This is a genomic window from Aquitalea sp. USM4 (assembly GCF_004328945.1).
GTDB lineage: Bacteria > Pseudomonadota > Gammaproteobacteria > Burkholderiales > Chromobacteriaceae > Aquitalea > Aquitalea pelogenes.
The window spans coordinates 2,489,469-2,502,450 of record NZ_CP029539.1 but is presented as its reverse complement, the minus strand read 5'-3'; the positions used below and the strand labels follow the sequence as shown (position 1 = coordinate 2,502,450).

Here is a 12,982-nt window from a genome sequence, read left to right as displayed (position 1 = left end):
CCGGGCAGATTGGATAATGTTGACACTCTGTTGAAGTTTCTTCAGGGCTTGCCGTGCATCAGCAAGCCACTGCCGTCAGGGGCAGACAGCAAACTCCTTTGTTGTGTAATTGAAAACGCCATCTGTCGATGGCGTTATTTTTTTGTCCTGCGTCTAGACCGGTCCATGCAAGGGCATGGGGCGCAGTCTTGCCATTTTCAACACATCTTCATAACGCCCGTTGCGCAAGGCATATGCGCGCAAACAGGCCTCTTCGACAAAACCGTATTTGCGGTACAAGCCCAGCGCAGCGGCATTGTCGGTGAATACCGTCAGTTCCACCCGGTGCAGGCCCAGCCAGTTATCAGCGAGGTCCAGCATGGCCTGCAGCAAGGCAGAACCCACGCCCTGTCCCTGCCATTCGCGCTGCACCGCCATGCCCAGGCTGGCACCATGTGCCAGTCTTGGTGCACATTCCCGCCACAGTGAACCATGGGCAATCACCTGCCCTTCGGCTGTTTCCAGCAACAGCGCATGGTGCAGCGGGTCGCTAGCCGCCAGCCGCTGTTGCCATAGCTGCATGGATGGATAAGGAAGCTGCAGGGTATTGCCGTAACAGAGCGGATCGCTCATCAGGGCGCGCAGTGCCGCGGCATCTGCCGGACCGGGTTTGCGAATGTGAAACTGGCTCATGCCTGACCTCCTGCCGGCCAGTGCAGCCGTGCCATCACCACGCTGTCCACATAGCGTCCGTCTTGCAGGATGTCCTGCCGCACCACGCCTTCATGCTGGAAGCCAAAGCGCTCGTACAGCGCAATGGCGCGCTGGTTGTCCTGCTGGGCCATCAGTTGCAACCGGATCAGCCCCAGCCAGTTGTCGGACAGCTCCAGCAGGGCCTGCATCAGTGCACGCCCCACGCCCTTGCCCTGCCATTCGTCGCGGACCAGCAGGAACAGGTCGGCCACATGGCGGCAACGCGCCTGCGGCAGGATGGTGAGCCCGGCGCTGGCTATCACTTCGTCGGCAGCATCACAGGCCACCAGCCAGTGACAGGATGGGGACAGCTGCTGCAATTTTTGCTGCCAGTCGGCGGCCGACTGATAGGGCTGCTGTGAAGTATGGCGTACCACGCCGGGGGCGGATTGCAAGCGCGCCATGGCGGCGGCGTCTTCCGGCTCGATGCGGCGGATATGAAAACTCATGCGCGATTGCTCCCTTGCAGCCAGTTACAGACAGTCAATCCGCCATCATGACAAACAGCAGCACGATGTTACAAGCCAGCTGATCAAACAAAAGCCCCGCTCCATGATGGAAACGGGGCTGTCGATTGATGACAGGACTGCAGATCAGCGGCTGCGACAGGCCTTGTCCACCAGATACATCAGGCTTTGATAAGGGATGCCGGAGTTGGCCGACAGGCCGATCTCGCAGGTGACGCTATTGGAGAAGCCGCTGCCGCAGTCCTTCACCTGTGCCTTCAGGCCGGTGAGCGCACTGCTGTTGAGTTCCGGATGGCTGAAGCCCTTGTCACCGGCAAAGCCGCAGCAGGTAATGCCCTGCGGCTCGACCACCTTGCTGGCGCAGCGTTTGGCCAGGGCATTGAGCATGGCCGCCTGGCCGGTCTTGCGCATGGAGCACACCACGTGCAGCGCCACGCTTTCTGGCTGCGGAGTGAAGACCAGATATTCAGCGGCCACCTCCTGCACGAAACGGGTAACGTCATACACTTGCAGACGCTTGTCCTGCAGCCCTTCCAGCATGCTGGCGGTACACACGCCATTGTCGACAATCACCGGCCAGCGGCCATTGTCACTGGCCTGCAGCAAGGCCGCTTCCAGCTCGGACAGCTTGCTGGCGGCGGCATCCACTGCCCCCTTGGACTTGAACGGCGTGCCACAACACAGGCCATCCATCTGCTGCGGGTAAAGAATCTGGTAACCGGCCTTGCTCAGCACCGAGGCCACCACCTCGTTCAGCGGGCGCTGGTCCGGCTGCGCCTTGGCCGGGGCAAAAGTGCGTGTCAGGCAGGATGGCAGGTACACCACCTTGCGTTCGCCCTGTTTGCCGCCATCCAGCCGCAGTTTGCCGGCAGCACGCGGGAAGTATGGCGTCCAGTACGGAATACGACGCCCCACTACCCGGCGCAGGCTGCGCATCAGCATACCGGTGGCGGCATTGCCGGCCACGCTTTGCACGGTTTGCAGCGCACGCAAGCCAAGGCGTGCACCCGCGGTGGCGGTGTCATAGTGGCAGGCCAGGGTGTTGGCCAGCGCCCAGCCGGTATCGCTGAGATTCTGCTGGCGCAGCTGGCTGGTGAGCGCGCCGGTGTTGATGCCCACCGGACAGGCGGATTCACACAAGCCACACGTGGTACAGGTTTCATCACCGGCAAACTGGTAGCGCTCGCGCAGCTCATCCAGCCGGGACGGGTCCTTGCCGCTTTGCTCCAGCGCAGCCATTTCGCGGTTGGCCACAATGCGCTGGCGCGGTGTCAGGGTGATGGCGCGGCTGGGGCACATCACTTCGCAGAAGCCGCACTCGATGCACTTGTCGATCAGCGCATTGGCGGTGGGAATCGGCTTCAGGTTGCGGATATGCAGCAGCTTGTCGTGGGTGATGATCACATCCGGGTTCAGGATGCCATCCGGGTCGAACAGGGCTTTAAGCTCCTGCATGATGCGATACGCCGCCGGGCCCCATTCCATCTCGACAAACGGTGCCATATTGCGGCCGGTGCCGTGCTCGGCCTTGACTGCCCCTTCGTATTCCACTGCCACCAGCTTGCACACGTCCTCGATAAAGGCTTCGTAGCGCTTGATTTCGGCTTCGCCGGAGAAGTTGGGTGTGAACACGAAGTGCAGGTTACCTTCCAGCGCATGGCCGAAGATGATGGCTTCGTCGTAATGGTACTGGCGGAACAAGGCCTGCAGCTTGAGCGTGCCTTCGGCCAGATGTTCGATGGGGAACACCACGTCTTCGATGATGACGGTGGTTTCCGCCGCCCGCATCGCGCCCACGCTGGGGAACATGCCCTTGCGGATATTCCACAAGCGGGTGTATTCCTCGGCCACATCGGTAAAGCGGATGCCGGACAGATTGGGAATGGCAGCGATATAGCCGCAAATGGCATCAATCTGTGCGGTGAGTGCGGCAGCATCACGGGCACGGGTTTCAATCAGGATGGCGGCAGCCTCGTCGCCCAGCGTTTTCAGTTCGGCCGGCACCCCTGCCTTGTTTTCCACCGAACGCAGGCTGGCGCGGTCCAGCAGCTCGGCCGAGGACACCACGTCCTTGTGCTGGGCCAGCAACTGGATGGCATCGCAGGCGTCCTTGATGGTGGGATACAACACCAGCGCCGACGCCTTGTTGGGCAGCTCTTCCACCGTGTGGTAAGTCGCCTCGGACACAAAAGCCAGCGTGCCTTCGCTGCCGACAATCAGATGCAGCAGCATGTCCAGCGGATCGGCAAAATCCACCAGCGCATTCAGGCTGTAGCCGGTGGTGTTCTTCATCTTGTACTTGCGGCGGATACGCGCTTCCAGCTCGCCATCGGCACGGATACGAGCGGCCAGAGCCCCCAGTCCGGCCAGCAGGCCGGCATGGGACTGGCGGAAAGCCGCCACGCTGGCGGCATCGCCGGTATCCAGCACCGTGCCGTCAGCCAGCACCAGCCGCAGGCTCTTGATGGTCTGGTAAGTGTTTTGCGCCGTACCGCAGCACATGCCGCTGGAGTTGTTGCTGACAATGCCGCCTATCATCGCCGAGTTGATGGTGGCCGGGTCCGGACCGATCTTGCGGCCAAACGGCAACAGTGCCGCATTGGCGGCCGCGCCGATCACCCCCGGCTGCAGGCGGATGGCACGTCCTTCATCCAGGACTTGCAGGTCTTTCCAGCCATGATTGGCCACCACCAGAATGGAATCGCTCACCGCCTGGCCGGACAGCGAAGTACCCGCTGCACGGAAGGTGACCGGCAATTTCAATGCCGCAGCCTGTGCCAGCACTGCCTGCACTTCGGCCTCGGAGTGTGTCTGGATGACAAGTTTGGGCACCAGCCGGTAGCAGGACGCATCCGTCCCGTAGGCCAGGGTGGACAGCGGGTCGCTAAATACCCGCCTGGGGTCGATCACTTCGACAATGGCTTGGTGAAACAGCCGGTAAGCACCTTGCAGCATGAACTCTCTCCGCGGCGCGGGCAGCTGCTCTGTGTCGGCTTGCCACGCCAGGTTGCGCACGTCACCCGCTTGCAGAACTGCAATGGCAGGTGAACGGTCCCAAGAATGTTGAAGCGGCATAGTGCCACATCTGGCATTTCTGCCCATCAAGGGATTACCCTGTCAGCCGGAAGGCTTACCGATGAAAAAGCACAGAAAGGGGCAGCGACATGTTGATGCAGATTGATCAAGCCACATTGCTGGTAGTGGATATCCAGGACAAGCTGTTACCGGCGGTGGACCAGGCCGACGCCATGCTGGCAGCCAGCCTGTGGCTGGTGGGTGTAGCACACGACACCGGCCTGCCCATTGTGTTTTCCGAACAATATCCACGCGGCCTGGGCCACACCGAAGCCAGCCTGCTGGCACTGGCACCGCAAGCCGCCGTCGTGGAAAAGCTGCATTTTTCCTGCGTTGCCGCCGACTGCCTGCCAGACAGCCTGCTGGCGCGCAAGCAGGTGATTGTCTGCGGCATGGAAACGCATGTCTGTGTGTTGCAGACGGTGCTGCAACTGCTGGCACAGGGCAAACAGGTGTTTGTGGTGGCCGATGCCGTGGCCAGCCGCCGCGACAGCGACAAGCAACTGGGCTTGCAACGCATGCAGGCAGCGGGAGCGGTATTGGTCAGTCGGGAAATGGTGTTGTTCGAAATGCTGGGCGTTGCCGGCAGTGAACTGTTCAAGGCCATGAGCCGCAAATATCTGATGGGCGTTCAACCAGGCTGAAGGCGGGTTGGTCGTCTGGCCGAAGAGTGGTCTCTTCGGCCAGACCGGCCGGTGGCGGCTATGCCGCTCTGTTTTCTCCTTTGCAGACTGGCGCAGGACGGTGATTGCAAGGAGGAGGGAGCAATCACCCGTCGCCAGCTACTGCATCACATATAGCAAATGGCGTGCCAGAAATGACAAGCCTTTGATAATATTGAACATGTCAATTTTCAGTGCCGGATATCGTAAGCCCGGCTACCGGGCAGGCACGATATGCGCACCATTTCAGGGCATGAATCGACCAGAATGGCGCAAGCCCCTACCCTCTGGCGACTGGTGCTCTTGTGCTAGCATCAGCTGACTGAACCCGACAACTCTTTATTCCAAGCAGGAAACCCACCGCATGACCACCACCTTCAAGGATATTCTGGAAACCTTGCCAACCACCGATGGCATCGCCGCCATCGTACTGCTGGATGCTGCCGGCGAAACCCTCACCCGTCTGGAAAACAAGCCGGGCACTGCCGGTTCGGTACGGGTTTACCATGCCCTCATCAAGAAACACAGCCATATCAACCGCGCAGCCGCCCTGGAAGGCCTGCAGCTGTATGCGGAACATACTGCCGATGCGCGCCTGTATCCGGGCAAGCATCCGAATATCGACCGCCTGCTGGCCATTGCCGAAGACGGCGCACCCGGCCTGCGTGCCCGCATCGTGCTGGAAAACGACTAGCCACCAGCCTGCGCCTGACCGACCCGGCCTGTGCCAGGTCGGTCAAGCCTTGACTGTCCAAGCAGTAGCAGGCGTTTTGGCTTGCTACCAGCTTTCCGGCAGCACCCCAAACAGCGATACCACCGCATACACTCCGCTGAGGAAGAAGGTGGCGACAATCAGCCACTGCACACTGCGGTGGGCATACCAGCCACAGACGAACTCGCTGTCAACATCGCCCCGACGCCGTGCGGCATTCAGCAGCAGAACCGGGATGATGCCCATCAGCACGCCACCAAATGTGCCGGCGAAGTACAGCGCATTGACGAAGCTGGCAATACCCGAATACGCCAGCAGGAAAGGCGGCAGTGCAACCACAACCAGCACCAACAGGCGTTTGCCTTTTTGCTGTTCGCTTCCCAGGCGGAAGTGGTCGAATATATTGGTGAACAGGCAGCCACCCAGCCCCCAGTAGGAAGTCAGCATGGCCAGCAAGGCGAAGATGTTGGCGGTGTAATAAGCCCATTGACCCAGCGCCCTGCCCCAGCTTAGCGTGGCCACCTGGGTCAGGTTGTCGCTGCCGACCAGGGCAATCACCGAAGCCGGAATCAGCGCGACAAAGACAAAGGTCAGCGCCATGCCGGCCATGATGAGACCGGGCAGCTTGCGCGGTGCCGTCAGATTACCGCGCACCAGCTCTGGCACCAGAAACTGCGCACCGAACACAAATACCGCCAGGTTGAACACCGGCACCACATACTGCCAGTGACTGAGCCACAGATTGCTCAGCCGTGCATCCTGGCTGACGATGGACGCCAGAATCAGCGCCAGGATGATGACAATCATGCTGATGCTGATCAGCTTGTTACCCGCCCCCAGCACTTTCAGGCCCAGATACAACACGGCCACCGACGGCACGATGAACAGGATGCTACCCAGCTCCCTGCTCATGCCATATGCGCCGAGCAAATCCAGCATGATGCTGCCACTGCCTGCCATATAGGCCGTCAACGCACCAAAGCTGTTGGCAGCCACCGCCAGAAACAACAGCCAGCCGCCCACTCCGCCCAGATAGCGGCGAGCCAGGCCACTGAGCTGATGATTGCCACGGGTACGCAGCGCCACCTCCGTCAGGTAGAGCATGGTGATGGTGCACAGCACACAGGTGAGTGCCAGACACAGCAACAGCGGGACATATCCGGTCTTGCGCGCGGCAAAGGCCATGCCCAGTACGCCCGCCCCGATATTGGTGCCAAAAATGATGCCTATGGTTTCCAGCCTGCTGATGGGCTGCACCAGCAGGCCAGAGTCTGCATGGGACGGCTCTGCCGCCAGTTCAGTTGAATGCATGAATGCTCCGTGGAAGTGCAAGAATCAACCGGTCAGCGTGGCGACCACACTGACGCGGCTGGCGACAGGGTTCACTGCGGATGGGAATACAGCTTGAATGCAATACGCCAACGTCCCTGACGCTTGAACAGCGAGACGTAATCGGTGAAAACCTTCCCGGCCAAAGGTGTTTGCAGCTCCGCCATGGCGGCATTGCCGCACAGACGGATTTCGCCGATCTGCAGGCGATAGGGCTCACCCTGGGCATGTGGCGAAACACGGGTTTGCAGCAGCTTGCGGTATTGCGTCTGGTCCAGCCGCGATTCGTTACCGTCAACATCGCCAAGCAAGATGGCATCGGGACGGAATGCTTCTTCCAGTTTTTCCGGCCGGCCGTAATACAAGGCGTGGTAATAGGCAGTGAGTGCCTGGCGGATCTGTTCGATATCCGATGAGCAAGACATGCGGTTCTCCAGATGGGTCTAGCGGGATTGGGAAGGGGTGTTCCTGGTTGGCGACAGGCCGGCGGGAGCCAGCTTGCTCAACTGCTGCATCAACCAGGACGGCTGACGGTTTTCGTCGGCAGCCAGATCGACCTGCCCCACCGCATGGCGCACCAGACGGCCACCGATATAGCGTATGGGTTCGGGAGGAAAGTCGCGCTGCAGGCCTTGCACCAGGCCACAGCGCGCCCATTCGTTATCCTGTCCGAGTGCCAGCGCCGCCAGGATGCGGCCGCCCAACATGGAGGGGCCAACGCCATTGCCGGAATAGCCGATGGCATAGAAGACATTTGCTTGCTGCGGCAGCGCACCGAAATGCGGCAAGCCGTTATGGGTACGGTCGATGGGGCCGGTCCAGTTGCTGATGACATCGCTGGCCTGCACTCCCGGATAGGCACGGCGCAAATGGGCAGCCACCGTGTCGGCGATGCCTGATGGCCCGTCCAGCTTGTCGGCCAGCCGGCTGCCGTATACCAGTTGCTCGCTGCCACCACCTTTGCCAAAAACAATGCAGCCATCGGGCGTGGTGCGGTAGTAATGCACCAGCATGCGGCTATCGGAGATGGTCATGCCATTGGTCCAGCCGATAGACTCCAGCAAGTCAGGCAAGGGACGCGTCATCACCACATCGCTGGATACCACGACAAAGGCCTTGCGGATGTCGGCAAACTGCGCAGCCCAGGCATTCATGGCCAGAATCACCTTGCCGGCACGCACGCTGCCCTGTGGACATTGCACCCGAGCCGGGGAGCCTGCTTCCAGCCGCTGCATCGGGGTGGACTCATACACCTTGACCCCAAGCTTGCGGGCATGGCGCAGCAGGCCACGCGCCAGCATGGCCGGCTGAATGGAGGCTGACACCGGCTCGAACACGCCATCCAGATGCAGGGCAGAACCAGCAAGCTGCGCCGCTTGTCCCGCAGCCAGACGCAGGAAGGGAGATTGCCCCAGGCGCTCCAGCTGGCTGGCTGTACCCTCCCAACTACCTAGCTGGGCGGTGGTGGTGGCAGCCCACAGCCAGCCATCCAGCCGCAGCTGGGCATCAATGCCATGCTGCTGGCAAAAGGCCTCCAGCTCGAAAATGGCCTGTGATGACAGCTGGCACAGGCGCAGGGCTTCGGCCTCGCCGCACATCTTGGCCAGCGACTGGTATTTGGCCCACAGGCTGAGCACAAAGCCGCCATTACGGCCACTGGCACCACTGCCACACATCCGCGCTTCGACAATCACTACCTCGGTTTCCGGGCTGGCTTCCTTGATACGGATGGCACTCCACAGACCGGTAAATCCACCGCCGACAATGCAGACATCGGCATTGACATGCTGCGTCAAGGGCGTGGGAACGAGCGGATTTTCCTGTGCCAGCGCGGCGCTCAGCCAGCTACTGAACTGACTGCATCGGGTAATGACAGATGACATGCGGCAATGCTCCTCGACTGCAAATACGGGGCCGTAGCGTGCCGCACAGCCAGTGCATGCTCGGCCCGGAGATGGACAGCAGGGAGCTTATTTGAAAAGACCGGTCAAATTGATGGGAAAAAACTGAAACAGCAAATGGAAAGCAGACGGAAGCAAACCTCAGGCTTCTTGATCCTGACAGTGCAGATCAGGCTTGGGATGGCGCAGGTAAAACCGTCAGCCCATGAAAAAAGCCCGCAAGAGCGGGCTTTTTTCGTGCAGCACAATTCCGGGTAAGGGAATCAGGCTTGAGCGACCACAACAACCTTGATCGGAGCAACCACGTCGTGGTGCAGGGCGATTTCGATGTCGTACTCACCGATGGCCTTGAACGGGCCGTTCGGCAGGCGAACTTCGAAACGCTTGATTTCCACGCCGAATGCGGTCACGGCTTCAGCCACGTCCACATTGGTCACGGAACCGAACAGACGGCCATCAACACCGGCTTTTTGCGCGATGGTGATAACAGCTTCAGCCAGCTTTTCAGCACGAACCTTGGCATCGGCCAGGATTTCAGCTTGCTTGGCTTCCAGTTCGGCGCGACGCGCTTCGAACTCTTTCAGGTTGTTTTCGGTAGCGCGCTTGGCTTTGCCTTGCGGGATCAGGAAGTTACGGGCGTAACCGTTCTTAACCTTTACCACGTCACCCAGTTGACCCAGGTTGGCAACTTTTTCGAGCAGAATGATTTGCATCTTAAGTCCTTTCCCGGCTTAGTGTTGATCGGTGTAAGGCAGGAAAGCCAGGAAGCGAGCACGCTTGATAGCAGTGGTCAGCTGACGCTGGTAGCGAGCCTTGGTACCGGTAATGCGAGCCGGGATGATTTTGCCGTTTTCGGCGATGAAGTCTTTCAGGAGATCAACGGATTTGTAGTCGATTTCCTTGATGCCTTCTGCCGTGAAGCGGCAGAACTTCTTGCGCTTGAAGAGTTGACGAGCCATTTTGACTAACCTTTTACAAATTCAACATATTCGATATTGAGTACCAACCGCGGATTCCTCAGACTGCGCTGGGACAGAAAGCCGGTAAGCGTTACCGTGTTTCCTGCCAGTTTGCCGGCAATACGCCGGGCGTCTTCACCAATCAGCACGGCCTGGATTTCACAGGCCACATCCCGTTCGAACCCGCCAGCAGTCTGTCTTGACTGGTGCCGGACCCACATTTCCACTACCGGAATACCGGCAGGGGTGTAACGCAGGTCTTCTTCGCGTTCGACCGTCGCGGTCAATACCAGACGGTTCTGCAAGTCCTTCACTCCTGCCTATCAGGCAGCAGCTTCGGCCTCGGCTGCCGGCTGGGAATCCAGCAGGTTCTTAGCCTTTTCGTCCTTCATCATCGGGGACGCTTCGGTAATGGCGCGGTCCAGCTTGATGGTCAGGTGACGCAGAACAGCGTCGTTGAACTTGAAGGCGTGCTCGATCTCGGCCAGGGTTTCGGACTGGCACTCAACGTTCATCAGAACGTAGTGGGCTTTGTGCAGCTTCTGGATCGGGTAAGCCAGTTGACGACGGCCCCAGTCTTCCAGACGGTGGATCTTGCCTTCAGCGGCCAGAACCATGCCCTTGTAGCGCTCGATCATGGCCGGAACCTGTTCGCTCTGGTCCGGATGGACGATGAACACGATTTCGTAATGACGCATGTTAACTCCTTATGGCTATTTAGCTTTTTGCCATGCGGTTGCAAAAAGCAAGGTAGTGAAACCGCAGCATTCTACGCACTTAATCAGGCCGGGGCAAACTAAATCGGCTGTATACCTGGGCCGGATGACAAGCCGCGCAGTCAAAGCGCAACAACTACAGGCGCTTGTTGCGGTGAATATCGCTGACGAGGCCCTGATGCAGGGTGATCACCGTGGTATAGGGCAGGTCGATGTCGCCCAGCCAGAACAGCTCGGTATCGCCACTGCCTGCCGGGTCCGGACGGGTGTAGTCGGGCTTGCCCGCCAGTTGCGCCAGCTCGCTGGCCGACATGCCGCGGTGCAGGCGCATGAATTGTTCGAACGGGAGCGGATCGGCCATCAGCCAGGGGGACAACAGCAGGCCAGCCAGCGCTGGCAGAAGGGTTTTCATGGCGGTGGGTTTCCATGGGCAGGTGGGGAAACCCGAGTATTCCACAAGGCGGAGCAATCGTTGATGAAGCCTGCCTTGATTGGGGCGTTCCGCGCCCTAACGCACCTTTTTCACCACATCGATCAGCTCGGTCACCATGCCGGTTGCATCACCTTGTTGCAATGCGCGGCTGACACAACCCTTCATGTGGTTTTCCAGCAACTGCATGGCCACGGCATCCAGTGCCGACTTGACTGCCGCCACCTGGGTCAGCACGTCCACGCAGTAACGGTCGGATTCCACCATGCCGCTGATGCCGCGTACCTGCCCTTCAATTCTGGCCAGCCGCTTGAGCAGGGCCGCCTTGTTGGGCTGGGTCACACTCTTGCCACTGGATTCCGGCTGCCCATGGCAGCAGTCGTCGTTTTTGGGGGCAAGGCTCATGCAGACTCCGCATTCTGGATTGAAAACAGGGCTGCCAGTGTAACACCGGCAGCCCTGCGCTGTTGTGCCTGGCTGCTTTATGTCCGGACATCCAGCATGGCCATCATGCCGGCATCCTCATGCTCCAGAATATGGCAGTGGAACATGCGCAGGCCGGGCATGGTCTGCACAAAGCGCAAGCGCACGGTCTCGCCAGCCGGGATGTTGACCACATCGCGCCAGGCCAGGAAGGGCTCGGTTTGCCATACGCCGTCATCGGTGCGGGCTATCACCTGGAACTGGGTGCCGTGGATGTGGAAGGGGTGGTCCATGTGCGCCTGACTGACAATGTCCCATTCTTCGATCTGGCCGACCTTGCCGGTGAAATCCACCCGGTTCATGTCGAATTTCTTGCCGTTGATCAGGAACATCGCCGCCGGGTTGGCCATGTTCTCGCTGAACTGTACCACCCGCTTTACCGCAGGCTCGCCCAGCGCAGTGATATCGCGCAGTTTGTCCGGCAGCATGGCGGTGGCCTTGCTGCCTGCCTGGCGGATGGTGGCAAGGGTGAGGGTTTCGCCCTGCTCCGGGCTCATGGCCTTGCCGCGGTTGTAAGGCAAAGACTGCAAGGCGGATGGCTGGCCTGTAGCAAAGCGTCCGGTCACGACGATTTCCGCCCGCTCGCCGGGCGACAGCAGCAGGGTATCGATGTGGCGCGGTGCGCCGATCAGGCCGCCATCGGTGCCCACCAGCTGTACTTCGTGTGCGGGCAAGGCCAGCTTGAGGATGCGGGCGCTGCTGGCATTCCAGATGCGCCAGCGCTGCCGCTCGCCCTGAGCCAGCGTGATGACCGGCTGCCAGCCGCCATTGACCAGCACGAACTGGCCTTCGCGGCCATCATGCCGGTCGGCAGCGCTGCTATCCGCAATCTGGCCATGGGCATCCAGCTTAAGGTCGGACAGCACCAGCCACTGCTCCGGTAGATGCGCCAGCGGGTCGTTGCGGCTTTTCACCACGAATACGCCGGCCAGCCCCATGTAGGCCTGCTGCGCGGTATGGCCATGTGGATGCGGGTGATACCAGTAGCTGGCTGCGCTGCCCGGCGGCAAACGGAAGCGGTAGGCATGCTGCTGCCCCGGCAGAACCGGGTTGTGCGGATTGCCGTCCTGCTCTGCCGGCACCGGCATGCCATGCCAATGAATGGTGCTGGGCTGCTGCAGCTTATTGGCAAAAGCAATGTCCACTTCGTCCCCTTCCCAGGCCACGATGGCCGGGCCGGGAATCTGGCCGTTATACGCCCAGAAAGTAGTAGCGGGCTTGCCCGGCAACAGCGGCAGGCTGACCGGCGCGGCCTGCAACTGGCCGACAAACTGGCCGCTGCCCCCCTGATTGGCCAGCATGGACAGCGCAGGCAGGGGCAGGCCGCGCGGCAGACCCAGACTCTCCGCAGCAGGCATGCTGGCGCTTGCGCCGTGGTCCATGGCTGCGTGATCCATGCCCGGCATGTCGGCCATGCCTTCTGCTCTGCTCTTGCTTGCCAGCACCGGCATCAGCGCCAGCGCGCTGCTCCATTGCAGGAAATGTCTTCTGTCCATGTCTTGACTCCGTCGGTGGG

General features: G+C 60.4%; 15 protein-coding genes. 2 read left to right on the top strand and 13 right to left on the bottom strand.

Annotated features, from left to right (window positions below):
- Positions 1-153: 153 nt before the first annotated feature.
- The 3 genes from DKK66_RS11550 to DKK66_RS11540 form a co-directional block, all read right to left on the bottom strand.
- Complete coding sequence (locus tag DKK66_RS11550; protein ID WP_131358195.1) at positions 154-672, bottom strand: GNAT family N-acetyltransferase; 519 nt, start codon at positions 670-672, stop codon at positions 154-156.
- Complete coding sequence (locus DKK66_RS11545) at positions 669-1,181, bottom strand: GNAT family N-acetyltransferase (protein ID WP_131358193.1); 513 nt, start codon at positions 1,179-1,181, stop codon at positions 669-671. Before DKK66_RS11545 ends, DKK66_RS11550 begins: the two co-directional genes overlap by 4 nt.
- 144 nt (positions 1,182-1,325) lie before the next feature.
- Positions 1,326-4,154, bottom strand: a complete 2,829-nt coding sequence (locus DKK66_RS11540; RefSeq protein WP_131358191.1) for an FAD-binding and (Fe-S)-binding domain-containing protein — start codon at positions 4,152-4,154, stop codon at positions 1,326-1,328.
- A gap of 209 nt (positions 4,155-4,363) precedes the next feature.
- Here DKK66_RS11540 and DKK66_RS11535 point away from each other — a divergent pair, with 209 nt between their 5' ends.
- Positions 4,364-4,918: a hydrolase gene (locus DKK66_RS11535; protein WP_062788198.1), complete on the top strand. Its 555-nt coding sequence runs from the start codon at positions 4,364-4,366 to the stop codon at positions 4,916-4,918.
- 382 nt (positions 4,919-5,300) lie between these two features.
- Positions 5,301-5,630: a DUF2322 family protein gene (locus DKK66_RS11530; protein ID WP_045847273.1), complete on the top strand. Its 330-nt coding sequence runs from the start codon at positions 5,301-5,303 to the stop codon at positions 5,628-5,630.
- An 84-nt stretch (positions 5,631-5,714) separates the two neighbouring features.
- On the opposite strand, the gene DKK66_RS11525 is transcribed toward DKK66_RS11530, so the two are convergent.
- The 10 genes from DKK66_RS11525 to DKK66_RS11480 form a co-directional block, all read right to left on the bottom strand.
- Complete coding sequence (locus DKK66_RS11525; RefSeq protein ID WP_131358189.1) at positions 5,715-6,959, bottom strand: aromatic amino acid transport family protein; 1,245 nt, start codon at positions 6,957-6,959, stop codon at positions 5,715-5,717.
- 71 nt (positions 6,960-7,030) lie between these two features.
- Positions 7,031-7,402 carry a nuclear transport factor 2 family protein gene (locus DKK66_RS11520; protein WP_131358187.1) on the bottom strand — a complete coding sequence of 124 codons (372 nt, stop codon included), beginning with the start codon at positions 7,400-7,402 and terminating at the stop codon, positions 7,031-7,033.
- A gap of 18 nt (positions 7,403-7,420) precedes the next feature.
- The gene (locus DKK66_RS11515) at positions 7,421-8,860 is read right to left on the bottom strand and encodes an FAD-dependent oxidoreductase (RefSeq protein WP_131358185.1); all 1,440 of its coding nucleotides are present in this window, start codon (positions 8,858-8,860) and stop codon (positions 7,421-7,423) included.
- Between the two features lie 281 nt (positions 8,861-9,141).
- Positions 9,142-9,591: a 50S ribosomal protein L9 gene (gene rplI / locus DKK66_RS11510; protein WP_131358182.1), complete on the bottom strand. Its 450-nt coding sequence runs from the start codon at positions 9,589-9,591 to the stop codon at positions 9,142-9,144.
- 18 nt (positions 9,592-9,609) lie between these two features.
- Positions 9,610-9,837 carry a 30S ribosomal protein S18 gene (gene rpsR, locus DKK66_RS11505; protein ID WP_011137185.1) on the bottom strand — a complete coding sequence of 76 codons (228 nt, stop codon included), beginning with the start codon at positions 9,835-9,837 and terminating at the stop codon, positions 9,610-9,612.
- Positions 9,838-9,842: 5 nt separating this feature from the next.
- On the bottom strand, positions 9,843-10,151 hold the full coding sequence (priB, locus tag DKK66_RS11500) for a primosomal replication protein N (protein WP_231588880.1): 309 nt from the start codon (positions 10,149-10,151) through the stop codon (positions 9,843-9,845).
- A 9-nt stretch (positions 10,152-10,160) separates the two neighbouring features.
- Complete coding sequence (gene rpsF, locus DKK66_RS11495) at positions 10,161-10,535, bottom strand: 30S ribosomal protein S6 (protein ID WP_045847266.1); 375 nt, start codon at positions 10,533-10,535, stop codon at positions 10,161-10,163.
- 154 nt (positions 10,536-10,689) lie between these two features.
- Positions 10,690-10,965 carry a hypothetical protein gene (locus DKK66_RS11490; protein ID WP_131358179.1) on the bottom strand — a complete coding sequence of 92 codons (276 nt, stop codon included), beginning with the start codon at positions 10,963-10,965 and terminating at the stop codon, positions 10,690-10,692.
- A gap of 96 nt (positions 10,966-11,061) precedes the next feature.
- Positions 11,062-11,388 carry a metal-sensitive transcriptional regulator gene (locus DKK66_RS11485; RefSeq protein ID WP_045847264.1) on the bottom strand — a complete coding sequence of 109 codons (327 nt, stop codon included), beginning with the start codon at positions 11,386-11,388 and terminating at the stop codon, positions 11,062-11,064.
- A gap of 77 nt (positions 11,389-11,465) precedes the next feature.
- Entirely contained in the window at positions 11,466-12,962 is a 1,497-nt protein-coding gene (locus tag DKK66_RS11480; RefSeq protein WP_131358175.1) for a multicopper oxidase family protein, read from the bottom strand.
- Positions 12,963-12,982 lie beyond the last annotated feature (20 nt).